The organism is Mesorhizobium sp. KR2-14 (genome assembly GCF_040049255.1).
Lineage (GTDB): Bacteria > Pseudomonadota > Alphaproteobacteria > Rhizobiales > Rhizobiaceae > Pseudaminobacter.
The window spans coordinates 20,026-46,481 of record NZ_JBDZDR010000001.1; the positions used below are offsets into that span (position 1 = coordinate 20,026).

A 26,456-nucleotide genomic window follows, 5' to 3' on the forward strand; every position below is an offset into this window, starting at 1 on the left:
TTCCCTCCCCCTTGAGGGGAGGGTCGAACCGCGTAGCGGATCGCGGTGGGGTCGTTGCGGCAGCGCGCGACATGGACCTACCCCTCCCGGGCGCGGCTGCGTTGACAGCTATCAGGCTGCCTTTTCGACCAGCCGCGCAAGCTGCGTCATGACCACGGCCGAGCCGGCAAGGCGCTTTTCGGCGCTCGGCCAGTCGCGGATGAAGACCACGCTTTGATCCGGCCTGATCTTGGCCAGCGAGCCCTGTTCGCCGATGTATTTCACCAAGCCAGCCGGGTTCGAGAACTCGCGCTTGCGGAAGTGGATGACCACGCCCTTGGGGCCAGCGTCCAGCTTCTCGACATTGGCCTTGCGGCACAGGGCCTTGATGAACACGATCTTCAACAGATGCTGGACCTCTTCCGGCAGCGGGCCGAAGCGGTCGATAAGCTCGGCGGCGAAGGCGTCGATCTCTTCGGGCGAATCGAGATCGGCGAGGCGCCGGTAAAGCGCCAGCCTGAGCTGGAGGTCCGGCACATAGCCTTCCGGGATCATCACCGCCGTTCCGACCGTGATCTGCGGCGACCAGCCGCCGTCGAGCACTTCGCCGGTGCCGCGGATCTCGGCGACCGCCTCCTCCAGCATCTGCTGGTAGAGCTCGAAGCCGACTTCCTTGATGTGGCCCGATTGCTCCTCACCCAGCAGGTTGCCGGCGCCGCGGATGTCGAGGTCGTGGCTGGCGAGCTGGAAGCCGGCGCCCAGCGTGTCGAGCGACTGAAGCACCTTCAGGCGCCGCTCGGCGGTGTCGGTGAGCTTTCTGTTGGCCGGCAAGGTGAACAGCGCATAGGCGCGTAGCTTCGAGCGGCCGACCCGGCCGCGAAGCTGGTAGAGCTGGGCCAAGCCGAACATGTCGGCACGGTGCACGATGAGCGTGTTCGCGGTTGGGATGTCGAGGCCGGATTCGACGATGGTCGTCGACAAAAGCACGTCGTACTGGCCGTCGTAGAAGGCGTTCATGATGTCGTCGAGCTCGCCGGCGGGCATCTGGCCGTGGGCGGTGGCGACCTTCAGCTCCGGCACCGATTCTTCCAGGAACTGGCGAACATCGGCCAGATCGGAAATGCGCGGCACGACATAGAAACTCTGGCCGCCGCGATAGCGCTCGCGTAGCAGCGTCTCGCGCACCACCAGCGGATCGAAGGGCGAAATGAAGGTGCGCACCGCCATGCGATCGACCGGCGGCGTGGCGATGAGCGAAAGCTCGCGCACGCCGGTGAGTGCAAGCTGCAGCGTGCGCGGGATGGGCGTTGCCGACAGCGTCAGCACATGCACGTCGCTCTTGAGCTCCTTCAGGCGCTCCTTGTGCTTGACGCCGAAATGCTGCTCCTCGTCGATGATCAGCAGGCCGAGGTTCTTGAAGGAGATGGTGGAGCCGAGCAGCGCATGCGTGCCGACGACGATGTCGACCGTGCCTTCGGCGACGGCTTTCTTGGTCTCGGCCAGTTCTTTCGAGCCGACCATGCGCGAGGCCTGGCGCACCACCACCGGCAGGCCGGCGAAGCGTTGCGCAAAGGTCTTGTAGTGCTGGCGGGCAAGCAGCGTCGTGGGCACCACGACAGCGACCTGAAAACCTTCCATGGCGGCGAGGAAGGCCGCGCGCAGCGCCACCTCGGTCTTGCCGAAGCCGACGTCGCCGCAGACCAGGCGGTCCATCGGTTTGCCGGCCGACAGGTCGTCCATCACGGAATCGATGGCGCGCTGCTGGTCGTCCGTCTCCTCGTAGGGGAAGCGGGCGGCGAATTCGCCATAGACGCCGTCGGGTGGATTGATGGCTGGCGCGGCACGCATCTGGCGCTCTGCCGCGAGCTTGATGAGCTGGCCGGCCATTTCGAGCAACCGGCGCTTGAGCTTGGCCTTGCGCGCCTGCCAGGCGCCGCCGCCCAGCTTGTCGAGCGTGGCTTCGGCCGAATCTGAGCCGTAGCGCGACAGGAGCTCGATGTTTTCGACCGGCAGGAACAGCCGGTCGTCGCCGGCATAGTGGATTTCGAGGCAATCGTGCGGCGCGCCGGCCGCCTCGATGGTGCGCAGGCCGATGAAGCGGCCGATGCCGTGGTCGGCGTGGACGACGATGTCGCCGGCCGAAAGCGCGGCCGCCTCCGCGATGAAATCCGACGGGCGCTTGCGCTTCCTGGAGCGGCGCACGAGGCGGTCGCCCAGTATGTCCTGTTCGGCGACGACGACGAATTCGTCGGTTTCAAAGCCGGCTTCCAGCGGCAGAACGGCCATGCCCGCCTGCCCCGCGCCGAGGTTCTTGACGTCTGCCAGGATGGCGACCGGCTTGAGGTTGCCGAGATGGTGCTCGGTGAGGATCTGCGAAAGGCGGTCGAGCGAGCCTTCGGTCCAACCCGCGATCACCACGCGCCGCTTGGCCGCGCGCAGGTCGCTGATATATTTCACCACCTCTTCGAAGACGTTGACGTTCGGGTCGGCGCGCTCGAGCTCGAAGCCGCGCGCGGGCCTGGCGCCGGCATGAAGCAGTTTGCGGCCGCCCGTCTCGGGCGTGTCGAAGGGCGTGAACTCGATGGCCATGCGATCGGGCAGCGCGGCGGCCACCTCGTCGGGCGACAGATACATTTCGGCCGGCGGCACCGGCTTGTAGGGCACGGCATCCTTCATCGCGCCGCTGGCGGGATGGCGACGGGCCTCGTAGTAGTCGAGGATCAGCGTGTGGCGCTCGCCCAGGGCTTCGCGGGCCAGATGGTCGAACACCACCGGCGCTGCGGGCAGATAGTCGAAGATGGTTTCCAGCCGCTCGTAGTAGAAGGGCAGCCAGTGCTCCATGCCGGCAAAGCGGCGGCCTTCGCTGACTGCGGCGTAGAGGCCGTCGTCGCGCGACGGTGCGCCGAAAGCTTCGATATATTTGCGGCGGAAGCGGCTGATGGCCTCGGGCGTAAGCGCCACCTCGCTCATGGCCTGCAGCGTGAGCGCCGTGCGCTGGCCGGTGGTGCGCTGGGTGGCGACGTCGAAGGCGCGGATCGATTCCAGCGTGTCGCCAAAGAAGTCGAGCCGCAGCGCTTCCGGCGCGCCGGGGGCGAACAGATCCAGGATGCCGCCGCGCACGGCGAATTCCCCGACCTCGCGAACGGTGGCGACGCGGTCGAAGCCGGAATTCTCCAACCGCCCGATCAGCGCGTTCATGTCGACCTGGTTGCCGGGGCGCGCATGGACGGTCTGCGCCTCGATGGCCGAGGCCGGCGGGATGCGCTGCAACAGCGCGTTGGCCGTGGTGAGGATGACTGCGCGGTGCGGTTGCCTGGCAAGCGAGGCCATGGCGGCCATTGCGTCGAGGCGGCGGGCGGCGGCATCAGCACCCGGTGAGACGCGATCGTAGGGCAGGCAGTCCCAGGCGGGGAATTCCAGCACCGGCAGGTCGGGCGCGGCGAAGGCGAGCGCATCGAGGATGGCAGGCAGGCGCTGGCCATCACGGGCCACGAAGATGACCGGCCCATCCGGCGCCGTTTCCAGAGCCGCCGTGACCAGCGCGAAGGCCTCATAGCCATCGGCCACCCCGTCGACGATGAACTGGCCGACGCCTTCCCTGGGTAGGCCGATTTTCCTGATCAGGGTCATCCTAAAAGCTCTTGGACCGGCTAGAGGCCAGGATCTTGCGGTAGATCGCGCTGTCGACAGCCGGCGGAACGGGCTGCTCGCCGGTGATCCAGGAGAGCAGGTCGACGTCGTTCAACTCAAGCAGCGTCTCGTATTCGTCCAGTTCGGCGTCGGACAGGGCGTCGATGGTGGTGTCGGCGAAATGGCCGAGAATCAGGTCCATCTCGCGCGTGCCGCGATGCCAGGATCGGAAAAGAAGCTTGCGCCGACGCGTGTCCAGCCCCTCAGTCGATCGTGTCGTGCCCATGATGAACCTTTTCCTCTGTGCCGAGCGGCGCATATAGCGTGGATGACGCGGCCTGTCAGCCTTGCGCATGGTCGCGGGGCGCATAAGCTGGCGCCATGCGCCCTTCCCTTCTCGACCCGCTGTTCGTCCCGATCACTTCGCTTGCCGGGGTTGGGCCGAAGATTGCCGACCTAATCGCCAAGGTGGTGCCGGCCGACATTTCGGACCGCCCGACGCGGGCCGGCGACCTGATCTTCACGCTTCCGAACTCGGTGATCGACCGCCGCAACCGGCCCGGCATCGCGCTGGCGCCCGGCGGCGCGATCGTGACGCTCGACGTGACGGTGGACCGCCACCAGCCGGCGCCGCCCGGCAACAAATCGGTGCCCTACCGGGTCTATGCCTTCGACGACACCGGCGAGATTGCGCTGACCTTCTTCCGCGCCAACACCGCATGGCTTGAGCGCGCGCTGCCGGTGGGCGAGGAGGTGACCGTCAGCGGCCGGATGGAATGGTTCAACGGCCGCCCGAGCATGGTGCATCCCGACCACATTGCACGCGTGGCCGATGCCGGCGGCCTGCCGCTGGTCGAGCCGGTCTATCCGCTCACCGCCGGGCTTTCGGGCAAGGTGCTGCGCCGCGCTATCGGACAGGCGCTGGAGCGAGTGCCGGAACTGCCGGAATGGCAGGATGCTGACGTGATGCGTCGCCAGACCTTCCCCCCGCTGCGCGAGGCCTTGGGCCGCATCCACAACCCGGCCGACCCGATCGACGTCTCGCCCGACAGCGCGGCGTGGCGGCGGCTGGCGTATGACGAATTCCTGGCGGGCCAGATTTCGCTGGCGCTGGTGCGGGCCACCGTGCGCAAGCTTTCGGGCCGGCCGCTGACCGGCGACGGCAGGCTGATCGCTGCAATCAAGCGCGCCCTGCCCTATGAACTGACCGGATCGCAGACGCAGGCGCTGGCCGAGATAGACGCAGACCTGCAGAAGCCCGAGCGCATGCTGCGGCTGCTGCAGGGCGATGTCGGCTCCGGCAAGACGGTGGTGGCACTCCTGGCCATGGCGCGCGCGGTGGAAGCCGGCGGACAGGCGGCGCTGATGGCGCCGACCGAAATTCTTGCCCGCCAGCATTTTGCGGGAATAGCGCCGCTGGCCGAGAAGGCTGGCATGCGGGTGGCCGTGCTGACCGGCCGCGAAAAAGGTCGCGAGCGCGCCGAGATCCTAGCCGGCCTGGAAAGCGGCGAGATCAACATCGTAATGGGCACGCATGCCCTATTCCAGGAGACGGTGCGGTTCCGAGACCTCGCGCTGGCAGTAATCGACGAACAGCACCGCTTCGGCGTGCATCAACGCCTTGCCATGACCGCCAAGGGCGATGCACCCGACATGCTGGTGATGACGGCGACGCCGATACCGCGCACGCTGGTGCTGACCGCCTTCGGCGACATGGACGTTTCGCGCCTGACCGAAAAGCCAGTCGGCCGCCAGCCGATCCGCACCATCACGCTGCCGCTGGACCGGCTGGACGAACTAGTCGGGCGCATGCGCGACGCGGTGGCCGATGGGCAGAAGGTCTACTGGATCTGCCCGCTGGTGGAGGAATCCGAAGAGATCAAGCTGATGTCGGCGGAGGACCGCTTCGCCTCGCTGAAGCCGGTATTCGGCAATTCGATTGGCCTCGTGCATGGCCGCATGAAGGGCGCGGAGAAGGATGAGGCGATGCGCGCCTTCAAGGATGGCGAGACGCGCATCCTGATCGCCACGACGGTCATCGAGGTTGGCGTGGATGTGCCGGATGCAACGATCATCGTCATCGAACACGCCGAGCGTTTCGGGCTCGCCCAGCTCCACCAGCTGCGCGGACGCGTCGGGCGCGGCTCCAAGGCATCGACCTGCGTGCTGCTCTACAAGGACCCGCTGGGTGAAACCGCCAAGCGGCGCCTATCGGTGATGAGGGAGACGGAGGACGGCTTCCGCATTTCGGAGGAAGACCTGAAGCTGCGCGGCGAAGGCGAACTGCTAGGCACGCGACAGTCCGGAACGCCGGGATTTCAGGTCGCGCGCATCGAGGCGCACGCCGATCTGCTGGAGATCGCCCGCGACGACGCCCGCCTGCTGCTTACCCGCGACCCGGAACTGAAGTCGGCGCGCGGCGAAGCGGTGCGGACGCTGCTCTATTTGTTCGGGCGCGACGAGGCGGTGCGGCTGTTGCGTGCCGGCTGAGTGACATCGAACTCATTCGGATTGCCGAGCTGCTCCAGGGCCGGGGCGCCCATCTGGGTGACCTTGGCCTTGACCTCCGGTGCGACCAGACCGGCGGAAACGATGAGCTTGGCGCCGTCCTCGATGGTCATGTCCAGCAGAACGATGTCGGACTTGCGCACATACATGAGGAAGCCCGTCGTGGGATTGGGCGTGCACGGCATGAAGACGCCCACCATCGGGTCGTCTTCGACATCGAGCTTCTCGTTGATTTCCGAGTATTTCTCGCCAGCGACGAAAACCAGCGACCACACGCCCTTGCGCGGATACTCGACGAGGCCGACGGTGCGAAACATTTCGTTCTTGTTGGACAACACCGTTTCGAAGATCTGCTTCAGCGCCCGATAGACGCCGCGCACCAGCGGCATGCGGTCGAGCAGCCTTTCGCTGATCGAAATGAGGGTGCGGCCGATGATGTTGGCCGTGAGAAAGCCGACAAGCGTTATCAGCAGCAGCGCGATGATGAGGCCAAAGCCAGGCACCGCAAACGGCAGATAGTAGTCGGGGTTGTAGCGGCTCGGGAGATAGGGTTTTACCCAGGAATCGACCCAGCCGACGAATGACCACGCCAGATAGACCGTGATCGCCAGGGGCGCAGTCACGATGAAGCCGGTCAGAAAATAGTTCCGCAGACGCGCCATGTGGTTTCCGGGATCGAGGGTTTAATTTCGAGGCGCATGCACGCCGCCAGCCCCGTCCATATAATGCAGGAGGCGCCCGAAAGGATACCGGAATGTTCTGGTCGGTTTTTGGCCGACTACTCCACCGTGACCGACTTGGCGAGGTTGCGCGGCTGGTCGACGTCCGTACCCATGAAAACGGCGGTGTAGTAGGCCAGCATCTGGATGGGCAGCGCGTAGATGATCGGGGTGATGATTTCCGGCACGTCCGGCAGCACGATGGTCTCCAGCGTGTCGAGCGAGGCCTGCTCGGCACCCTTGCGGTCGGTGATCAGGATGATCTTGCCACCGCGCGCCGCCACTTCCTGCATGTTCGAGACCGTTTTCTCGAAAATGCGATCGTGCGGGGCAATCACGATCACCGGCATGTTCTCGTCGATCAGTGCGATGGGGCCATGCTTCAACTCGCCGGCGGCATAGCCCTCGGCGTGGATGTAGGAGATTTCCTTGAGCTTCAGCGCGCCTTCCATGGCGAGGGGGAAATTGGTGTCGCGACCGAGATAGAGCACGTGGCGGTAGTGCGAAAGCTCGCGCGCCACCTTCTCGATCTGCTGGTCGAGCTTGAGCACCTGGTTGGCAAAGCGCGGCGCCTCGGAAAGCGCGCGCACCAGCGCCTTTTCCTCATCCGGCGAGACCGTGCCGCGCGCTACGCCGGCGCGAACGGCAAGCGAGGCGAGCACCGAGAGCTGGCAGGTGAAGGCCTTGGTGGAGGCGACGCCGATCTCGGGGCCGGCGAGCGTCGGCAGAACCACGTCCGACTCGCGCGCTATGGTGGATTCGCGTACGTTGACGATGGCGCCGATGGGCACGCCCGCCTTGCGGCAATAGCGTAGCGAGGCCAGCGTATCGGCGGTTTCGCCCGACTGCGAAATGAAGATCGCCGCGCTGTTCTTCGAGATCGGCATCTCGCGATAGCGGAACTCGGAAGCGATATCGATATCGACCGGCAGGCGCGCGATGCGCTCGAACCAGTATTTTCCGACCACGCCGCTGAGATAGGCGGTGCCGCAGGCTGAAATCGCCAGGCGGTCGATCTCGGCGAAGTCGAACGGCAGGTCGAGCGTCCTGGAGACGCCGGCGGTGAAATCCAGATAGTTGGCGAGCGTGTGGGAAATGACCTCCGGCTGCTCGTGGATTTCCTTCTCCATGAAGTGGCGGTGGTTGCCCTTGTCGACCATGAAGGCGGTGCCGAGCGACTGCTGGCGCCGGCGCTCGACCGGATTGCCTTCCATGTCGAAGATGCTGACCGAATCGCGGCGCACCACGGCCCAGTCGCCATCCTCCAGATAGGTGACGGAATTGGTGAAGGGCGCGAGCGCGATGGCGTCGGAGCCGAGGAACATTTCGCCCTCGCCATGGCCGACGGCCAGCGGCGGACCGCTGCGGGCGCCGACGATGAGGTCCTCGTCGCCGCGGAACATGATGGCCAGCGCGAAAGCGCCCTCCAGCCGCCTCAGCGCCTGGTGCGCCGCCTCGATGGGCGTCGCGCCACGTGAAAGGGCGCGGGAAACGAGATGCGCCACAACCTCAGTGTCGGTCTGCGAGGTGAATTCGTAGCCGTCGGCGATCAACTCGCTGCGCAGTTCAGCGAAGTTCTCGATGATGCCGTTGTGGACCACAGCGACGTCGTCGGAGAAATGCGGATGGGCGTTGGTTTCATTGGGAACGCCGTGGGTGGCCCAGCGCGTGTGGCCGATGCCAATGCTGCCTTCCAAAGGCTCGGCGTTCAGCCGCCGTTCGAGGTTGATCAGCTTGCCCTCGGCGCGGCGTCGGGCCAGCTGGCCGCGCTCGATGGTGGCGACGCCGGCCGAGTCGTAGCCGCGATACTCAAGCCGCTTCAGCGCATCGACGATCAGCGCTGCGACCGCACCCTGGCCGACAATTGCAACGATTCCGCACATATGTCCGGCCCCCGATTCCCGTCAAAACTGCCCCCGGCTATCTAGTTGCTGCGGCCGCAGGGCGGAAGTCACATTGCATTTCGTTTCATGACAGCCGAAACGGCTGGAAAATCAAACCACTGCAGGCAGCACCGGTTGCAGGACAATAAGTCCGAAACCGTTACTTCTTTGCTGCGCTGGCCCGCCGTTCGCGCAGCTCCCTCGCCTTTTCCGGCAGCGTCTTCTGCCGCGCACGGCCGAAGGCGAGCGCATCGTCGGGTACACTTTCGGTGACGACGCTGCCCGAGGCGATATAGGCTCGCTCGCCAATGGAGATGGGCGCGACCAGCGAGGAGTTGGAGCCGATGAAGGCGCCGGCACCGATATCGGTAAAGAACTTCGAATAGCCGTCATAGTTGCATGTGATCGTGCCGGCGCCGATATTTGCGCCCGCTCCCACCCGCGCATCGCCGATATAGGTCAGGTGATTGACCTTGGCACCCGCTTCGACGGTGGCCTTCTTGATCTCGCAGAAATTGCCGACCTTGGACTTTTCCTTCAGCTCCGCGCCGGGCCGCAAGCGCGCAAAGGGCCCGATTTCGGCGCGCGGGCCGATTCTGGCGCCCTCGAGGTGGGAGAAGGCGTGGATGATGGCGCCGCCGGCAACCCGGACGCCGGTGCCGAAATAGACGTTCGGCTCGATGAGCACGTCGGGCTCGACCTGGGTGTCGTGCGAGAAGAACACCGTTTCGGGCGCGAGCATGGTGACGCCGGAGAGCATGACCTCGCGGCGCTTGCGCTGCTGCCAAATCGCCTCGGCCTGGGCGAGTTCGGCGCGGTTGTTGATACCGAGCGCGTTTTCGAAGCTGGCTTCGGTGGCGACGATCTTCAAGCCCGCCCTGCGGCCAATCTCGACGATGTCGGTGAGGTAGTACTCGCCCTTTGCATTGTCGTTCTTTACGGCATCCAGCAGCGCCAGCGCATGCTTGCCGGAAATCGCCATCAGGCCGCTGTTGCAGAAGGTGATTTCTCTCTCGTCGTCGGTGCAGTCCTTTTCCTCGCGGATAGCCTGCAGCGCGCCGTCCTGCTCGATCAGGCGGCCGTAGCCGGTGGGCTCGTCGGTGCGAAAGCCGAGCACGACGACGGCAGCGCCCTCGGCCAGCTTCTCGCGGGCGTGCAGGAGTGCGGCAGGATCGATCAGCGGCGTGTCGCCGAACATGACGAGGATGTCGTCATAGCCGCGCGCGATGGCCGGACGCGCCGAAAGCACGGCGTGGGCGGTGCCAAGCCGCTCTTCCTGGACAAAAGTTTCCGCGCCGGGCGCGAAGGTCACCGCCGCCTCGCGCATCTGCTCTGCGCCATAGCCGATGACCAATGCGAGGTCGCCGCCGCCTGCCTCGGTCGCGGCCTTGGCGACATGGGCGACCATGGGCAGGCCGGCGATTTTATGGAGCACCTTGGGCAGCGCACTCTTCATGCGCGTGCCTTCGCCGGCGGCAAGGATGATCGACAGGCAGGAACGTGCGGTCATGGCGTATTCCGGAAGCGAAAGGGAAGAGTCGCACAGTTCTAGAGCACGAAGCCGAACAATGCGAAAGGCTTTTGCTGCCCCGCGCAGGTCACACTCGGCTACGGATCGTGACGACGGCCCAGTTAGGCGCGGAAATCAGCCCAGGGTGCCCAGCGCCGGGAATGTCTCCAGCAGCCAGTAGGACGCGGTCTGGACGCCACCGGTGAGGAACAGCACGCCCGCAGCCACCAGCAGCGCGCCGATGACCTTTTCGACCCGGCCCAGATGGACGCGGAAGCGGCCGAGGAAGCGCATGAACGCGCCCGAAAACAGCGCGGCCAGCAGGAAGGGTATGCCAAGGCCCAGCGAATACGCGGCAAGCAGCAACGCGCCCTCGCTGACAGTTTCGCGGCCGCCGGCAAGCGTCAGGATCGGGCCCAGCACCGGGCCGATGCACGGCGTCCAGCCGAAGGCGAAAGCCAGGCCCATGACATAGGCGGCGATGAGGCTGGTGGGCCTGCCCTCGGCCTGGAAACGCGCCTCGCGCGACAGCAGCGGGATCTTCAGGATACCAAGGAAGTTCAGGCCCATCAGCACGATGAGCACACCTGCCACCAGCGCCAACGGCTCCTGCCACACGCGCAGGAGACGGCCTATGCTGGAGGCGCCTGCGCCTAGCGTCACGAAGACGGTGGAGAAGCCCAGGACGAAGGCGAGAGAGGTGACCATCAACGCGCTGCGCGCGCCCGCCCGCGCGGCCTGGCCGGTGCCGGCGCGGAAGTCGTCCACGGTCACACCCGCCATATAGCAGAGGTAGGGCGGCACCAGAGGCAGCACGCAAGGCGACAGGAACGACAGCGCCCCTGCCCCGACCGCACTGAGATACCCGATGTCCAACGCCATGCCTTCAGCCCCGTCTAGTCCGTCCCGCTTATAGCCAAGCGGAGGCACCGGCTCCAATCACGACTGCGTGGCAGATCGTCGCCCGCAACCTTTACCCACCTCACCTCAGCGGCTAGGTACCATTCGAAGGCGCAAGCCGCCAGCAGACAAGAGGAAATGGATTTGACCGACATCATCGTGAAGGACAGCAACGGAACCCGCCTGACAGACGGCGATTCCGTCACGCTCATCAAAGACCTCAAGGTCAAGGGAACCTCCGAGACCCTGAAGCGCGGCACGCTGGTGAAGAATATCCGCCTTACCGACGATCCCGCCGAGGTCGAGTGCAATACCAAGCAGGTGAAGGGACTGGTGCTGCGGACCGAATTCCTCAAGAAGGCCTGACCGCGGAGCCTCTGCGAAGACGCCCGGCAGGCGGCGGAACCAACCGGCCGCCAGCCCGTTGCCCCGTTGCCTTGAACAACGGAGATCGACCCATGGCAGAACCCCTCAATCCGGATGAAATCAAGAAAGCGCTGGAGAAGCAGATAGCCGACCTGCGGAAGGAAATGTCCGAAATCAGCAAGACGCTTTCGGAGCGTGGCGCCGAGTTCTACGATAGCGCACGCGAGCAGGCCGCGGAGACCATGGACGAGGCTTCGCATAAAGCCAGGCGAGCGATGCGGCAGCTTAGGACGACGAGCGGGGCGGTTTCCGAACTTGCTCGCGAAAACCCGGCCACTGCTACCACCATTGTCGTGCTGAGCGGCCTCGTGGGCTTCCTGCTTGGCCTGGCTGCGGCAAGCGCAACCGCCGAACGCAAGCGCTGGCTGTAGCGAATCGCGACGGGGCGACCCAGAGGCCGCAACGTCGGCCGGCCTTGGTCGCCAACGGATTTATTGAAGCGAGAACTCGCAGCAGAATTCGACGCCCTCGGCCGACGACAATGTAGCCTCGCCATTCATCTGGCGGGCAAATGACCTGATTAGCCGGCTACCCATTCCCGTGTTCCCGTCCTCCGCGTCGAAGCCGACACCATTGTCGCGGATGACGAGGCGCGCTCGGCAATCGTCGAGCCTGGTGAGGGACACGGCGATCTCGCCCTCGCGACCGTCGGAAAAGCCATATTTGATAGAGTTGGTGACGACTTCGCTCACCATCTGGCCGAGCGGCATCGCCAAGTCGGGCGAGATCAGGATCGGATCGCCATCCACCGCCAACGACACCTTGGCGCCGTTAGAAATTCCCTCGACGGTCTGGCGCACGAGGAAACCGATATATTCGCGGGCATCGATGGTGTCGAATTCGTCGTTTTGATAGATGTGCTCGTGCACCGCCACCATGGCGGCGATGCGCTGGGAGAGATCCTCCGAAGAACTGCCGTTCCTGTCGTGAAGCCTGACGAGCGAGGCGACCGCCTGCAGGTTGTTCTTGACGCGATGGTGGATCTCGCGCAGCAGCACTTCATTCCTCTTGTTGGCGCGCGAGAGATTTGTCCGGAGTATCTCCTGGTCCCGATGCATCCTGATGTTGAAATAGGAGGCAAGGATCAGCGCGAGCAGGATGGGCGCCCCCACAAGAAGCTGCATCTCGAGACTGCGCCAGAAGGGAGCCAGCGCCGCCTCCCTGCTTATGCCGACAACCGCTACAAGCGGCGATCCTGGAACACGGTCGAAGCCGATGATGCGGGTGACGCCGTCGATCGGAGAGGCGCCCATGGTGAAGGCCCCCCTTTCCTCCCCCTTGAACCGATCCACGAAGTCGTCCGGCAGTTTCTGGCTGAAGATCTCGTGCTGGACCATCGGCAGCCTCGCGGTGAGCCATCCGTCCAGATGCACGATGAAGGCGTTCGAATCCCTTCCTGCCGCAAAAGCCGACCAGACCTTGCTGAAGATATGCATCGGAGCATAGGCAACAACGGCGCCGTAGAACTTTCCGCCGCGAGAGAGCTTGTGCCCCACGGCGAAGGTCTGCTCGCCAGTTCCGCGCTCCTGGATGAGGTTTGAAATCGACCAGTCGTGACCGTTCTTCAGGTTGCGGAAATAATCGCGATCGCCGATGTTTACGGACTTGTGGTTGGCATCCGAGAACAGGCGCGAATTGCCATCGCGGTCATAAACGACAATTCTGACCCCGTTGGGCAGTTCGTCGACGAGTTGGGCAATCTCGCTGCTAACCATCCCAACGCCGTTGATGTCCTTGCCGAGCGCCTGGTCCACGCGGCGCAGGCTTTGCCTTGCAACGTCAAGGTACCACTGGACGTCGGTGGAAAGAGCAAGTGCGTAGGATTCCGCTCTGGCGGTAGCGATATTAACAAGATCGCGCCGCTCGACGTAAACCATGGTCGCGTAAATACTTGCAATAACAACCATGAACGCCATAATAATGGCGGTTATCGAGATGATTTCTTTTCGCTTGTAGACTGTAAAAAGAAATTTTCCGGAAAGGAAGTATTTTATCAAAACAGTCTCATCATTGTGATGGTGCCGGCCCCGACGCAAATTCGCAGCACTTCGAGCGCGGATGCTATTAGCGTCGAAATGGAGGGTCAATCATTATCTGGGGCACCGGGGAAGCGGCCCTTTTCGCCAGCCGGCGACCGGCTGCGCGCTGGACAAGGCGGATAAGTTGACGCATCCTTGAATGGCATTCCTGACCGACATGGGAGGGAGATATGCCTTCTAGCGCCCATCAGCACTATCTGGCCCCGGACGACATGACGATGATCGAAAGGGTTCTCGAAAATGCCGGATTCCGAAAGTCTGGGGAGTCTTCGGCGCTGGGCCGCGATGCAGCCAACTTCCTGGCCCGCGAATTCCAGGACGGCGTAACCGACGAAGCCGGCCTGACGCAGGCGCTCGACAGATACATCGCGCTGCGCGGCACCTGGCGAAGCCCCGGCAAAGAGCCGAAATCCGGCGAATCCAACTGACTCGGGGCGGAAAGCTCCCCTGCGCCGAGGCGCGAACCCACAAGTTCGTGAGGGCTTCAGGACCTGAACTCGGCGCAGGCTCTCGTTCCCGATTACTGGCCGATCTGCCGCCTCACCCTATCTAAGAACCGGTCGAACAGGCGCGGCCGCACGCCGGCCGCACGGCCTCGACATGCAGGTCCTTGAAACTGAATTGACGGCGTCTGGCTCCGCGGAGTCCCACGCAAGGAGGTTCTCATGATGTCGACCGCACCCGCGCGCACGCTTGCGCTTACCGCCTTGGTCATAACCGGCTTAACCCTGACCGCGACAGCTCAGCCGCCGCAAACCGTGCCGCACCCCGGCAGCAAGATGCTGCTGGCCCAGGCCGAGGAGCCGCAAACCAGAGGGCCCGCCGAAGAGGAAGACCAGGAAGGCGCGCCCGAACGGCCGGGCATGAACGCCCCAGGCATGAACGCTCCCGGCATGATGCCCCCCGGAATGATGGCCGAGAGGATGCGCCGCATGATGCACGGCGCCATGCACAGGCGGCTCATGCTGAAGATCATGTTCGCGATTGCCGATACCGATGAAGACGGATCGGTGTCGTTCGAGGAAATCTCGGCGATCCACAAGCGGATCTTCGACATGATCGACACCAACAAGGACGGCAAGGTGACCCTGGAGGAGATGGAAGCCTTCATCGAGAACTAAGGCCGCGAAGGCCGGCACGAAACCGGCTGGCCCATGGTCCAGTAGTGCCGGGCGCTCGGCTCTGTGATGCCGAGCCTTCCGATGAGCGTTCGCGCCACGTCATTGAGCAACTCCAAGTGCCCGCGTTGTTTGGCTCTGGACGGGAGGACTGGGCCCTACGCTCGTCAACGGGGTGCCGCCTCCCTTGGCTGTCTACCCCACCCAGGCGCGGTTTTCCCCGTCTTGTGTTCGCACGGCGATCTGACACCGTTTCTCCTGGCAAGGCATGGGTGGCGAAACGCCGTACCTTGCCGAGATGAGGATCACACCCAGGGAGTATGCCATGATAGCTGCTGCACTTTCGCGCGTCGCGCTGACAGTCACCATTACCGCCGGCATGGCGTCCGGCAGCATGGCCCAGACGTCTGATCTGAACCGCGAGGAGACGATTCTCGCGCAAGCGGCGAATCCATCCGATGAGTATGAGGACGAGTATCAGGATGAGCAACCTGGCGAGATGGATCACGGCATGATGCCTGAACGAAGGCCTCAGCAAAGGGGTCCAGAGCAAAGGAAGCCGCAGCGTAAGATGCCGCCGGGCATGATGGCTGATCGCATGATGGAGAGAGGGCATATGATGGGCATGCCCCGGCTGAAGATCATATTCGCCATCCTTGACACGGACGAAGACGGGTCGATCTCCTTCGAAGAACTGACCGACGTCCATAAGAGAATCTTCGACATGGTCGACACAAACCACGACGGAGTGGTCACGCTGAAGGAGATCAACAACTTCTTGCGGAACTAGCGAACCCAAACGAAAAAAAGGCCCGCCGCCTCGAGAGAGACGACGGGCTGATGAGTAAGGGTGCTGCTGTAACGCACCAAACGTTCAGCGGTTCCCGTCAAAAACCAAAAAACCCGCTTTGCGGCGGAGAGCGGCTGATATTTGGACCTGGCCGTCGGTTTACAGCGCACACATCTGCCTCACGATGGATGCTGCCCGGGTGCAGGCAGCCAAGCTCGGCGACCCATCGCCCCATGCTCACCGCGCGAGCACAGCCCGATGCGTAAGAGTGCGCGCATTTGGCAAAGAACGCCCGCCGCGGCGAACCGAGGCGGGCAAATCCTTGGCTTAAATGTACCTCACAACACTAACCAAGGTTCGCGCTCACGGAGTTGCCCTCATGAGGTTGACTAGCAACACCGTATATTCGCGCGATCAATATCCACCGTAGTAGCCACCCGGATAGCACGTGCCGTAGTAGGCCAAGGTGTACGGGTCACAGTAGGCGTACGCCAATGGCAGGCCTAACCCCCACCAGCCCCAACCCCAGCCCCAGTTATTGCCACCGCCATTGAAGAAGCGCCGGTTGACGAAGCGGTTGCCGCGCATGCCGTGCCAGCCGCCACGCCAGACACCCCCACGCCAGCCGGGGCCCCAACCGGCACCACGCCAGCCACCACGCCAGCCCGGACCGCGCCAAGCACCCATGCCATGCCAGCCGCCGCGGAAGCCGGGACCCCAAGCGCCACGGCGGAAGCCGGGCCCCCAGGCCCCACCGCGGAAGCCGCCCATACCATGGAAACCGCGCATGCCATGGAAACCGCCCATGCCATGAAAGCCGCCCATGCCATGAAAGCCGCCCATGCCGTGGAAGCCACCCATGCCGTGGAAGCCACCGTGGAAACCGCCGCCGCGGACGAACTGGAGGCCGCTGCTTGCGTTGTCAGATGGCCTTTGTCTCAGCACGGCCGTGTCAAGGCCGCCCTGGCCCGAGCCAGTCGTCGGGGCGATGTCGGGAACGTGTATGACCCCGGCAAAAGCCGAAGTGCCGGAGAGGGCGCCGATGCCAAGCAATGCCGAACATGCGAGTGTCGAGAGATAGCGTCTCATTGTCTTCTCCAAGGAAAATCGGTCCGTGGAGGTCAGGCCTACGATGACGTGGGGGTGACGGGCCTCCACGCGGTGGTCGCGAAGGCTGGCCCTTATCGAACGAACCCCAAAAAACGTGTCGCCGGCAAAAAAGTTCCAACGCTTGGCGCACAAAATAGCGAGCCCGCCGCCTCGTGTGAGACGACGGGTGAGTGCCGAGCGCGATTGGTTCAGAGGATTCAAAAAGCCCGCCCCGGCAAACCGGAGCGGGCAAAGCGTCTGACGAAGATGAACCCGAGAATAGCGCCGCGGGGGGCTCGGCTAACCTGGGATCAGTGCCAGCAAATCCCAATTGCCACGGCTGTGCAAGACGCAACAAAAATGCAACGGCAGCGTCTTTCCCCCTAGTGCTGAAAGATTCACGTCAACCCAAGAAGTAAGTCCAACTCACTTAAGGGGGATAACAAGATGAGAAACTACCTCGTCGTCTCCGCGCTATTCGCAAGCATTACCGGTGCAAAGCTGCGATTCTCGACGCCTCTTCATTCCTTGAGCCCTGCGACGCGCGCGATGAAGGGACGCTGCAGCGCCGGAAAACGCCCAATGATTGAGAATGCGAGATTCCTGAAAGCCTGTGCGGTCGGGCTGGTCGCCTGGGCCATCCGCAAGATCCGCTCGCTGAGCACGATCCAGCGTCGCCCTATCGGCCAACGCTCCTCTGTGTAGCCAGCCAACGAACCGTCGAAGTAGCGGCGGGCAAAGGACATTGCGTCCTCAATGCCAAGGTTCATGCCGCGCGCGCCCAACGGCGAGTGCGCGTGAGCGGCGTCGCCGCCCAGAAAAACGCGGGTCGTCTGATAGCGTTGTGCCTGCCGCGCGGGAATGTGGAAGCGATCGGTCTGCAATAGTTCCATCACCCGATAATTGCCCGGGATGCGCTGCAAGGCGTCGTCGGTATTCGAGACTGCGCGGAAGCGACCCTCTTCGATGGGAATGATGAAACCCAGGTCGCCATTCCGGTGGAGAAAGGCCTGGGCCGAAAGCGGCTCATAGGGCCAGTCGGCAATTTCGGCATCGGCGATGCTCCATTGCCGCTTATGCGTATAGCCCTGAAACTCGATGGCCAACGCCCTTCGCACCGCGCTATCGACGCCATCAGCGCCGTATACCCAATCGAAGCGCGCCTCATCCTGGCCATTGGCAGTCGCGATCGTTGCGTTGACCCCATCGGCGCTTTCCTCAAGGCCGACGAGCCTCGAGCGCCATTCCACCTCGACACCAAGTTCGGCCAGCCTGGCGACCATGATCGCTTCCGTATCCCGTTGCGGCAATGAAAGCAGGAAATTGAAGCGATGCGAGAGGACCGAGATGTCGGCCACGCCAAGTTCGCGGTCTTCCGCGCTGAAGTGGACGTGGCGAATCCTGAGGCCTTTGGCTAGGAGGCGTTCCGAAATGCCCGACGCCTCCAGGAGATCGAGGCTGTGCGGACTGATGCCAACCGCCTTGCTAAGCGGGGTTGGCGCGTCCTTCCGGTCGATAATGCGGGGCGCAACACCTCGCCGCGCCAGTTCCACCGCGGCAGTGAGACCGGTTGGCCCGGCCCCGACGATCAGGATTTTTGCATTGGCTTGTTGCTGTGCCACCTGTTCCATCCCGGCATGCCGCCAGATAACGCGGCAGGCTCGATGTCGATCCCATGGCACAGGCCTCCGCTGTACACTCGACCGGAACGGGAGCACCAATGTCCCACTTTCCCAGGTGGGGGCAAATGGTGGGGCAACAAGAGGCAAAAAGCCAATGAATCAGGGAGTGATTTTAGTGTTGGTGGGCTGGATGGGACTCGAACCCATGACCCCAGAATTAAAAGTTCCGTGCTCTACCATCTGAGCTACCAGCCCTTCACCAACCACCCTTCTGTCCGTTCAGGATCAACCGGCCGAAGCCTGGGCGGGTGCTTCCGGTGGCCGCGCTTGGCACCCCGAAATTGGGCCGGAACATAAGGAGAGTGCTCCTGCCGGTCAACCGCAAAAACACTGTTTTTCTGGGGATGTTGGCGGCGGTTGCGCAAGTGCGCGCGGGCTGGCCAAGCAGCCGCGGCAAAAGCAACACCCAAAAGGGTGACCCGAGCAATTTGGAACTAACGCGACGAGTGGAACGTTCTTTTCCACGAGGGAGACTGCAACCCAAAGAGCAGGAGATTCCAATGAAAAACCTTCTTACGAGCCTGTCCGCTTCGGTGCTGGCGGCCTCTTTCGCGTTTGTTCCCGTAGTGCCCGCCAGCGCTGGCGAAATCGTCCTTCCCAAGCCGGCCGTGGCGCAGCCAGACGGCAGCCAGGCCCAGCAGGTGGCCTATTACATCCGGCGCGGGCATACCGTGGTGCGCCGCGGGCCGGTGGTGGGTGGCTGGCATGGCGCGCACGCGGTTCGCGGCGGCTACTGGCATGGCTATCGCGGCTATCGCAACTACCGACCGGGCTATCGGCTTTATAATGGCTGGTGGTTCCCTGCCGGCGCCTTTGCCACGGGCGCGATCGTGGGCGGTGCCTATGGCATGACGCCGCCAGCCTATGCGGGTGCCAATGCGCATGTGCAATGGTGCGCCAACCGCTACCGCAGCTATCGGGTGTCGGACAACACATTCCAGCCCAACAATGGGCCGCGCCGTCAGTGCGTTTCGCCCTATTGAGCAAGATTTGACCGAAAAAGCGAAAACCCGCGCCGCAAGGTGCGGGTTTTCCATGTTTCCCGACCGCTGAGAAGGCTAATTCTGGGATAGCGTGCGCCGAACGGCGTCCCGCCAGCCCTTCAGCTTTGTGGCGCGCAGGCCGGGCTCCATTTCGGGCTGGAAGCGCCGCTCCAGCGACCAGCTGCTGGCGAAGGCTTCCATCTGCGGCCACACCCCTGCCCGCGCGCCGGCAAGCCAGGCGGCGCCAAGCGCCGTGGTTTCCAATATGGTCGGACGATCGACGGGCGCGTCGAGAATGTCGGCCAGTCTCTGCATAGTCCAGTCGGAAGCGACCATCCCGCCATCGACCCTCAGCACGGTGCTGCTCGAGTTGGCCTTCCAGTCCTTGCGCATCGCGTCGAGCAGGTCGCGGGTCTGGAACGCGACCGATTCGAGTGCTGCGCGCGCAAACTCGGCCGGGCCCGAATTGCGCGTCAGGCCGAAGATGGCGCCGCGCGCTTCGGCATCCCAGTGCGGGGCGCCCAAGCCGACGAAGGCCGGTACCAGATAGACGCTTTGCGATTCGTCCGCCCTGTCGGCCAGTTCCCCCGAATGCTCGGCCTTGCCGATGACCTTGATGCCGTCGCGCAGCCACTGGACGGCGGCGCCGGCCACGAAGATGGAGCCTTCGAGCGCGTAGGTCGTGCGGCCTTCCAGCCGGTAGGCGATGGTGCTGAGCAGGCGATTTTTCGACCGCACCAGGTCCTCGCCGGTGTTGAGCAGCGCAAAGCAGCCGGTGCCGTAGGTCGATTTCATCATGCCGGGCGCAAAGCAGGCCTGGCCGATGGTCGCCGCCTGCTGGTCGCCCGCGACGCCAAGGATGGGAATGCCGGCACCGAACAGGTCGTTATCGGTGACGCCGAAGTCGGCGGCGCAGTCCTTCACGTCGGGCAAGATCGAGGCAGGAATGCGCAGGATGCGCAGCAGCTCGGCATCCCATTCGTTGGTGCGGATGTTGTAGAGCAGCGTGCGTGATGCGTTGGTGGCATCGGTGGCGTGCACCTTACCGCCCGTGAGGCGCCAGATCAGGAAACTGTCGATGGTGCCGGCCAGAAGATCGCCCCGCTCCGCGCGCTTGCGGGCGCCCTTCACGCGGTCGAGCATCCAGGCAAGCTTGGTGCCGGAGAAATAGGGATCGAGCAAAAGCCCGGTCTTGCGCGAGAAGATGGGCTCCAGCCCCTGCTTCCTGAGCCTTGCGCACAGGGGAGCCGTGCGGCGGTCCTGCCACACGATGGCATTGTGGATGGGCTGGCCGGTGTGCTTGTCCCAAACCGCAACCGTTTCGCGTTGGTTGGTGATGCCGATGGCGGCGATGTCCCGCGCCTCGCATTTCGCCTGGGCAAGCGCTGCCTTGCAGGTGGCGACGACGCTCTGCCAGATCTGCTCCGGGTCGTGTTCCACCCAGCCGGAGGCAGGGAAATGCTGCGGGAACTCCTGCTGGCCGAGGCCAACCACCCGCCTTTGCGCATCGAACACGATGGCCCGGCTGGAGGTAGTGCCCTGGTCGATCGCCAGCACCAGATTGCTCATCCGTCTACCTCCGTCGCGTGCACACGGCATCAGTCGCCATTCGGTCGAAGCCGCCGCAGAATTGTTTGGCCGCGGGAACGAATGTCAAACGAAAATTGAACGCGCAGGGCAGAATGCCGGCCGTTGCCGTGAGACTACCGTTCAGTTTCGATCAGTTGCACACCCGATTCGCGGCAGACGTCGCGTATGCCCTCAAGTTCGCAACGGTCGGTGATGAAGGTATTGACCTGAGACAGGTGGCCGATGCGAACGGGCGCCATGCGCTCGAACTTGGTGGCGTCGGCCACCAGGATCACATGGCGTGCATTGGCGATGATGGCCTGCGCCACCTTGACCTCGCGGAAATCGAAATCGAGCAAGGCGCCGTCCTCGTCGATCGCGGAGACGCCGATGACGGCATAGTCGACCTTGAACTGCTTGATGAAATCGACTGCCGCCTCGCCGACGATGCCGCCGTCGGAACTGCGCACCACGCCGCCTGAAATCACCACCTCGATCTCAGGATACACGCGCAACCTGTTGGCCACGTTGATGTTGTTGGTGATGACCATCAACCCCTTGTGGTCCAGAAGCGCATTGCTGACCGCTTCCGTCGTGGTGCCGATGTTGATGAAGAGCGACGCCTTGTCTGGGATCAGCCGCGCGGCGGCGCGGCCGATCGCCCCCTTTTCTTCCGCAGCGATCTTGCGGCGAGCCTCGTATTCCATGTTCTCGATGCCCGAGGGCAGCAGCGCGCCGCCATGGATGCGGCTCAGCAGCCGCTGCTCGCAAAGATCGTTCAGGTCCTTGCGGATGGTCTGTGGGGTCACCCCGAAACGGGCAGCCAGATCGTCGACCAGGACCCGGCCGGAATCCTTGGCCATCTGGATGATTTCAGCATGGCGAGCCGACAGGAACACGAGGCAACTCCAGTCTTCGTTTCGATGGATACTATTGCAAAACGAAAGACAACGGAAGTTTGCCTGTCACGCCCCCTGCCCGGCATGAAGCCGCGCCGCGACCTCGGCGATGACATCGAAGGCTTGCGCAACATCCGCTTCGCCCGCCTCGAACTGGCCGACCTGGAAGCGGATGGCGACCCGGCCGTCCACTCGCGTCTGGGTGAGGTAGATGCGGCCGTCGTCGTTGATGGCGTTGACGAGTCGCAAATTGTGCTCGTCGAGGTCTTCGACGCCATTTGGCGCATGGCGGAACGAAAACAGCGACAGCATCGGCTGGGTGACGATCTCGAAGTCCGGCACAGCCTCAAGCCGCACCGCCAGCGCCTCGGCCCAGGCGACGTGGTTGCGGATCATGGTGCGCAGGCCTTCAAGGCCATGTGCGCGCAGCAGGAACCACAGTTTCAGCGCCCGGAAGCGGCGGCCGAGCGGCACCGACCATTCGGAATAGTTGATGACGCCGTCCTTGCCGTGCGTCTTCAGATATTCCGGCTTGATCGCCAGCGTGCGGACAAGAGAATCGGGGTCGCGGATGAACTGCACCGAACAGTCGAACTGCGCGCCGAGCCATTTATGCGGATTGAAGACGATGGAATCCGCGCCTTCTATGCCAGCCCAGAAACGGCGGAACTCCGGGCAGATCATCGCCGAGCCGGCCCAGGCCGCATCGACGTGCAGATAGAGGCCATGCTTCTTCGCCACCGATGCGACAGCGGCGATATCATCCGTCGCGCCGACACTCGTGCCCCCTACACAGGCGATGATGCCGGCGGGCAGGAAGCCTTGCGCCTTGTCGGCGAGGATTGCTGCCTCGAGCGCGGTCGCATCCATGGACCGCAACGCGCCCGCAGTCGGGATGCGGACGAGGTTTTCCTCGCCGATGCCGGATACCCAGATGGCACGGTCGATGGAGGTGTGCACCTGATCGGATGCGTAGACGCGCAACCGGTTCTGCCCTGAAAGCCCCTGCTTGTTGCCCTGCCATTCCAGCGCGCGCTCGCGCATGGTCAGCACGGCGGCGAGCGTGGCGGAGGAGGCGCTGTCCTGGATCACGCCGGAAAAACCCTCCGGCAGGCCCAGCGCCTGGCGCAGCCAGTCGATGACGCGGGTTTCAAGCTCGGTGGCCGCCGGCGAGGTCTGCCAGAGCATGCATTGCGCCGCCATGACGGTGACGAGATATTCGGCCACCACAGACACCGGCGCCGCATTGGCGGGGAAATAGGCGAAGAAGCGCGGGTGCTGCCAATGTGTCATGCCGGGCAGGATTTTCTGCTCGAAATCGGCGAAAATCTGCTCCATCGGCTCGGCTGTTTCGGGCGGTGCGGTTGCGATTTGCGCCGCGATCTCGCCCGGCTGCGTCTGCGCCCTCACCGGCCGATCCCGAAGCGTCTCGCGATAGTCCGCGCCCCAATCGGCCGCCTTGTGCGACCAGTGCCGAAATTCCTCGCTGTACATTTGTCCTCCCGGTGTGGTCGCTGGCCGGCCTGGGCCGGTCGTCAAAGAACGGGGATATCTCCCCTCGCCCAGCCTTCGGAAATCTCGGCCGTCCGATCCGCGAACCTGCCCTGCTCGATGGCGTCGCGAATGTCCTGCATCAGGCGCTGATAGTAGGAAAGATTGTTCCAGGTCAGCAGCATGGCGCCCAGCGATTCCTGCGAGCGCACCAGATGGTGCAGATAGGCGCGCGAATAGTCACGCGCGGCCGGGCAATCGCTTTCCTCGTCGAGCGGGCGGTGGTCATCCGCGTGGCGTGCGTTGCGCAAGTTGATCTTGCCGCGCCGCGTATAGGCCAGGCCGTGGCGGCCGGCGCGGGTGGGCATGACGCAGTCGAACATGTCGATGCCGCGCGCCACGGACTTGATGATGTCGTCCGGCGTGCCGACCCCCATAAGGTAGCGCGGCTTTTCGGCCGGCAGTTCGGGACAGGTGATGTCGAGCATGTCGAGCATGACTTCCTGAGGCTCGCCCACCGCAAGGCCGCCAACCGCATAGCCTTTCAGGCCGAGGTCTGACAGTGCGCGGGCCGAGCGCACGCGCAGATGCGGAATATCGCCACCTTGCACGATGCCGAACATGGCCTTGCCCGGCTGATCGCCGAAGGCGGTCTTGCAGCGCTCGGCCCAGCGCAGCGAAAGCTCCATCGCCCGCTCGATCTCGCGCTCCTTGGCCGGCAGCGCAGTGCATTCGTCGAGCTGCATCTGGATGTCGGAATCGAGCAGGCCCTGGATTTCGATGGAACGCTCGGGCGACATTTCATAGGGCGCGCCGTCGATATGCGAGCGGAAGGTTACGCCCTGCTCAGTGATCTTGCGCAGGCCGGACAGGGACATGACCTGGAAGCCGCCGGAATCGGTCAGGATCGGGTGCGGCCAGCGCGCGAATTCATGCAGGCCGCCAAGCTTGGCGACGCGCTCGGCACCCGGCCGCAGCATCAGGTGATAGGTGTTGCCCAGGATGATGTCGGCGCCGACGCCCCTCACCTGGTCCATATACATGGCCTTCACCGTGCCGCCGGTGCCCACAGGCATGAAGGCCGGCGTGCGGATGGTGCCGCGCGGCATTGTGATTTCGCCGCGCCGGGCGTTGCCGTCCGTAGCAAGGATGTTGAAGGAAAACTCGGTACTCATTCGCGGGCCCTGAACAGCAGGCTGGCATCGCCATAGGAATAGAAACGATAGCCGCTGTCGATAGCATGGGCGTAGGCGGCGCGCATGGTCTCTAGACCGCTGAAGGCGGAAACCAGCATGAACAGCGTCGAACGCGGCAGGTGGAAATTGGTCATCAGCACATCGACCGCCTTGAAGCGGTAGCCGGGCGTGATGAATATGTCGGTCGCCCCGGACCAGGCGGACATGGAGCCATCAGGCGCGGCAGCGCTTTCCAGGAGTCGCAGCGAGGTTGTGCCGACCGCGACGATGCGGCGGCCTTGGGTGCGCGCGGCGTTGACGGCTGCAGCGACCTCCGCCGACACATGGCCGATCTCGGCATGCATCTTGTGGTCGGCGGTGTCGTCGGCCTTCACCGGCAGAAAGGTGCCGGCGCCGACATGGAGCGTCACGAACCGCCTTTCGATGCCGCGGGCATCCAGCGCGGCGAACAGTTCTGGCGTGAAATGCAGCCCGGCGGTGGGTGCGGCGACGGCGCCTTCCTCTCGGGCATAGACGGTCTGATAGTCGGCGCGGTCGCGCGCGTCGTCGGGCCGCTTGGACGCGATGTAGGGCGGCAGCGGAATGTGGCCGACGGCGTGAAGTGCCTCGTCCAGCATTGGACCGGACAGGTCGAAGGCAAGCAGCACTTCGCCAGCCTCGCCTTTCTCCAGCACGGTGGCGTCGAGCGCGCCGAGCATGCAGGCCTCGGCGCTGTGGCCGAACTGGATGCGGTCGCCCTCTGCGACCCGCTTGCCCGGGCGCACGAAGGCGCGCCAGCGGTCGGGGCCCACGCGCATGTGCAAGGTGGCGTCGACATGGGCGATGGCCTCGCCGCGCTTTCGCACGCCCTTCAACTGTGCGGGGATTACTTTGGTGTCGTTGAAGACGAGCAGGTCGCCCGGCTGCAGCAGCGACGGCAGGTCGCCAACGCGCTTATCCTCGAACGGCTCGCCTGGGTGTACCAACAACAGCCGCGCGGAATCACGCGGCTCGGCCGGGCGAAGAGCAATGCGCTCTTCCGGCAGGTGAAAATCGAAAAGGTCTACGCGCATCAGAACAGGCGGATCATCAAGGCCCCGGCCAGCAGCAGCACCGCGCCGGCGGCGCGGCCCATGGTGATCTCGCGGACCGCTACGCCGAGGAAGCCAACGCGGTCGATGAGCATGCCGGCCAGCAGCTGGCCGGCAACAAGGAAGGCCATCAGCGCTGCCGCGCCGAGGCGCGGCGTGAGGATGGTGGCGCTGGTGACATAGGCGGCGCCAAGCAGGCCTCCGCCAACGAACATCCACGGCGCCGGCGCCCGCCAGTCGAGCGAAACGCCCTGCAGGCGGGTGACGGCAACCGAAACAATGCCGAGCACGATTGCGCCCGACAGGAAGGAGAAAGCGGCGGCTGCGACGGGTAGGCCAAGCCCCTTGCTGAGCTCGGAATTGATCGGCGCCTGGATGGCGATGAACGCGCCAGCCATGATGCCGAGCAAAGACCAGAAAATACCCGCCACTGCCGCTTGCGCCTTATTCCTGAACGTCGGCCGCGACCTTCATCGACACGATCTTGTCCGGGTCCTGGACAGGCTCGCCGCGCTTGATCTTGTCGACGTTTTCCATGCCTTCGATGACCTGGCCCCAGACCGAGTACTGGCGGTTGAGGAAGCCGGCATCCTCGAAGCAGATGAAGAACTGCGAGTTGGCGGAGTTCGGGTTCTGGGCGCGTGCCATCGAGCAGGTGCCGCGGCCGTGATTCATGTTGGAGAACTCGGCCTTCAGGTCCGGCTTGTCGGAGCCGCCCATGCCGGCGCGGGCCGGATTGAAGTTCGGGCCGTCCGACTTGCCGAACTTGACGTCGCCGGTCTGGGCCATGAAGCCGTCGATGACGCGGTGGAACACGACGCCATCATAAGCGCCTTCGCGCGCCAGTTCCTTGATGCGGCCGACATGGCCGGGAGCGAGATCGGGGAAGAGTTCGATGACGACCCTGCCCTTCGTGGTCTCCATGATGAGCGCGTTTTCGCGATCCTTGATTTCGGCCATGTTCAGATTCCTTCT

The 26,456-nt window shown here is 64.0% G+C and carries 23 protein-coding genes and 1 tRNA gene; 7 read left to right on the forward strand and 17 right to left on the reverse strand.

Annotated features, from left to right (window positions below):
• Positions 1-111: 111 nt before the first annotated feature.
• Together mfd and ABLE86_RS00110 are read right to left on the reverse strand one after the other, a co-directional pair.
• Positions 112-3,609 carry a transcription-repair coupling factor gene (gene mfd, locus ABLE86_RS00105; protein ID WP_348776889.1) on the reverse strand — a complete coding sequence of 1,166 codons (3,498 nt, stop codon included), beginning with the start codon at positions 3,607-3,609 and terminating at the stop codon, positions 112-114.
• A 1-nt stretch (position 3,610) separates the two neighbouring features.
• Positions 3,611-3,898 carry a succinate dehydrogenase assembly factor 2 gene (locus tag ABLE86_RS00110; protein ID WP_348777701.1) on the reverse strand — a complete coding sequence of 96 codons (288 nt, stop codon included), beginning with the start codon at positions 3,896-3,898 and terminating at the stop codon, positions 3,611-3,613.
• Between the two features lie 92 nt (positions 3,899-3,990).
• On the opposite strand from ABLE86_RS00110, the gene recG reads away from it, so the two are divergent.
• Entirely contained in the window at positions 3,991-6,099 is a 2,109-nt protein-coding gene (gene recG, locus ABLE86_RS00115) for an ATP-dependent DNA helicase RecG (RefSeq protein WP_348776890.1), read from the forward strand.
• On the opposite strand, the gene ABLE86_RS00120 is transcribed toward recG, so the two are convergent.
• From ABLE86_RS00120 to ABLE86_RS00135, 4 genes are all read right to left on the reverse strand, one after another.
• The gene (locus tag ABLE86_RS00120) at positions 6,051-6,779 is read right to left on the reverse strand and encodes a DUF502 domain-containing protein (protein ID WP_348776891.1); all 729 of its coding nucleotides are present in this window, start codon (positions 6,777-6,779) and stop codon (positions 6,051-6,053) included. The two genes, recG and ABLE86_RS00120, sit on opposite strands and share 49 nt — an antisense overlap.
• 116 nt (positions 6,780-6,895) lie before the next feature.
• Entirely contained in the window at positions 6,896-8,719 is a 1,824-nt protein-coding gene (gene glmS, locus ABLE86_RS00125) for a glutamine--fructose-6-phosphate transaminase (isomerizing) (RefSeq protein WP_348776892.1), read from the reverse strand.
• A 160-nt stretch (positions 8,720-8,879) separates the two neighbouring features.
• A complete protein-coding gene (glmU, locus tag ABLE86_RS00130; RefSeq protein WP_348776893.1) occupies positions 8,880-10,229 on the reverse strand; it encodes a bifunctional UDP-N-acetylglucosamine diphosphorylase/glucosamine-1-phosphate N-acetyltransferase GlmU in 1,350 nt (449 codons plus the stop codon).
• Positions 10,230-10,364: 135 nt separating this feature from the next.
• Entirely contained in the window at positions 10,365-11,111 is a 747-nt protein-coding gene (locus ABLE86_RS00135; RefSeq protein ID WP_348776894.1) for a cytochrome c biogenesis CcdA family protein, read from the reverse strand.
• A gap of 162 nt (positions 11,112-11,273) precedes the next feature.
• On the opposite strand from ABLE86_RS00135, the gene ABLE86_RS00140 reads away from it, so the two are divergent.
• Positions 11,274-11,495 (forward strand): alkylphosphonate utilization protein, encoded by a 222-nt coding sequence (locus ABLE86_RS00140; protein WP_348776895.1) that lies wholly within the window; start codon positions 11,274-11,276, stop codon positions 11,493-11,495.
• Positions 11,496-11,587: 92 nt separating this feature from the next.
• Positions 11,588-11,926, forward strand: a complete 339-nt coding sequence (locus ABLE86_RS00145; RefSeq protein WP_348776896.1) for a hypothetical protein — start codon at positions 11,588-11,590, stop codon at positions 11,924-11,926.
• Positions 11,927-11,986: 60 nt separating this feature from the next.
• Here ABLE86_RS00145 and ABLE86_RS00150 read toward each other — a convergent pair whose 3' ends face one another.
• On the reverse strand, positions 11,987-13,642 hold the full coding sequence (locus ABLE86_RS00150; protein ID WP_348776897.1) for a histidine kinase dimerization/phosphoacceptor domain -containing protein: 1,656 nt from the start codon (positions 13,640-13,642) through the stop codon (positions 11,987-11,989).
• Positions 13,643-13,764: 122 nt separating this feature from the next.
• On the opposite strand from ABLE86_RS00150, the gene ABLE86_RS00155 reads away from it, so the two are divergent.
• From ABLE86_RS00155 to ABLE86_RS00165, 3 genes are all read left to right on the forward strand, one after another.
• Positions 13,765-14,022 carry a hypothetical protein gene (locus tag ABLE86_RS00155; protein WP_348776898.1) on the forward strand — a complete coding sequence of 86 codons (258 nt, stop codon included), beginning with the start codon at positions 13,765-13,767 and terminating at the stop codon, positions 14,020-14,022.
• Between the two features lie 237 nt (positions 14,023-14,259).
• Positions 14,260-14,715, forward strand: a complete 456-nt coding sequence (locus ABLE86_RS00160) for an EF-hand domain-containing protein (RefSeq protein ID WP_348776899.1) — start codon at positions 14,260-14,262, stop codon at positions 14,713-14,715.
• Positions 14,716-15,037: 322 nt separating this feature from the next.
• On the forward strand, positions 15,038-15,502 hold the full coding sequence (locus ABLE86_RS00165) for an EF-hand domain-containing protein (protein WP_348776900.1): 465 nt from the start codon (positions 15,038-15,040) through the stop codon (positions 15,500-15,502).
• A gap of 414 nt (positions 15,503-15,916) precedes the next feature.
• Here the strand turns inward: ABLE86_RS00165 and ABLE86_RS00170 are convergent, their stop codons facing one another.
• From ABLE86_RS00170 to ABLE86_RS00180, 3 genes are all read right to left on the reverse strand, one after another.
• Positions 15,917-16,591 (reverse strand): hypothetical protein, encoded by a 675-nt coding sequence (locus ABLE86_RS00170; RefSeq protein WP_348776901.1) that lies wholly within the window; start codon positions 16,589-16,591, stop codon positions 15,917-15,919.
• 521 nt (positions 16,592-17,112) lie between these two features.
• Positions 17,113-18,222 carry an FAD-dependent monooxygenase gene (locus tag ABLE86_RS00175; RefSeq protein ID WP_348776902.1) on the reverse strand — a complete coding sequence of 370 codons (1,110 nt, stop codon included), beginning with the start codon at positions 18,220-18,222 and terminating at the stop codon, positions 17,113-17,115.
• Positions 18,223-18,392: 170 nt separating this feature from the next.
• Positions 18,393-18,468 (reverse strand) — tRNA-Lys (locus ABLE86_RS00180).
• Between the two features lie 305 nt (positions 18,469-18,773).
• Between ABLE86_RS00180 and ABLE86_RS00185 the strand changes: the two genes are divergently transcribed.
• Positions 18,774-19,256, forward strand: a complete 483-nt coding sequence (locus tag ABLE86_RS00185) for a BA14K family protein (RefSeq protein ID WP_348776903.1) — start codon at positions 18,774-18,776, stop codon at positions 19,254-19,256.
• 75 nt (positions 19,257-19,331) lie between these two features.
• Here ABLE86_RS00185 and glpK read toward each other — a convergent pair whose 3' ends face one another.
• From glpK to ABLE86_RS00220, 7 genes are all read right to left on the reverse strand, one after another.
• Positions 19,332-20,825 (reverse strand): glycerol kinase GlpK, encoded by a 1,494-nt coding sequence (gene glpK, locus ABLE86_RS00190; protein WP_348776904.1) that lies wholly within the window; start codon positions 20,823-20,825, stop codon positions 19,332-19,334.
• A 134-nt stretch (positions 20,826-20,959) separates the two neighbouring features.
• Complete coding sequence (locus tag ABLE86_RS00195; protein WP_348776905.1) at positions 20,960-21,724, reverse strand: DeoR/GlpR family DNA-binding transcription regulator; 765 nt, start codon at positions 21,722-21,724, stop codon at positions 20,960-20,962.
• 66 nt (positions 21,725-21,790) lie between these two features.
• Positions 21,791-23,218 carry a pyridoxal-dependent decarboxylase gene (locus ABLE86_RS00200; RefSeq protein WP_348776906.1) on the reverse strand — a complete coding sequence of 476 codons (1,428 nt, stop codon included), beginning with the start codon at positions 23,216-23,218 and terminating at the stop codon, positions 21,791-21,793.
• Positions 23,219-23,259: 41 nt separating this feature from the next.
• A complete protein-coding gene (gene tgt / locus ABLE86_RS00205) occupies positions 23,260-24,390 on the reverse strand; it encodes a tRNA guanosine(34) transglycosylase Tgt (RefSeq protein WP_348776907.1) in 1,131 nt (376 codons plus the stop codon).
• Entirely contained in the window at positions 24,387-25,463 is a 1,077-nt protein-coding gene (gene queA, locus ABLE86_RS00210) for a tRNA preQ1(34) S-adenosylmethionine ribosyltransferase-isomerase QueA (protein WP_348776908.1), read from the reverse strand. The genes tgt and queA overlap by 4 nt, the downstream gene beginning before the upstream one ends.
• Positions 25,463-25,912, reverse strand: coding sequence for a DMT family transporter (locus ABLE86_RS00215; protein WP_348776909.1), 450 nt, complete (start codon positions 25,910-25,912; stop codon positions 25,463-25,465). Before ABLE86_RS00215 ends, queA begins: the two co-directional genes overlap by 1 nt.
• 13 nt (positions 25,913-25,925) lie before the next feature.
• On the reverse strand, positions 25,926-26,441 hold the full coding sequence (locus ABLE86_RS00220) for a peptidylprolyl isomerase (RefSeq protein WP_348776910.1): 516 nt from the start codon (positions 26,439-26,441) through the stop codon (positions 25,926-25,928).
• Positions 26,442-26,456: the final 15 nt, after the last annotated feature.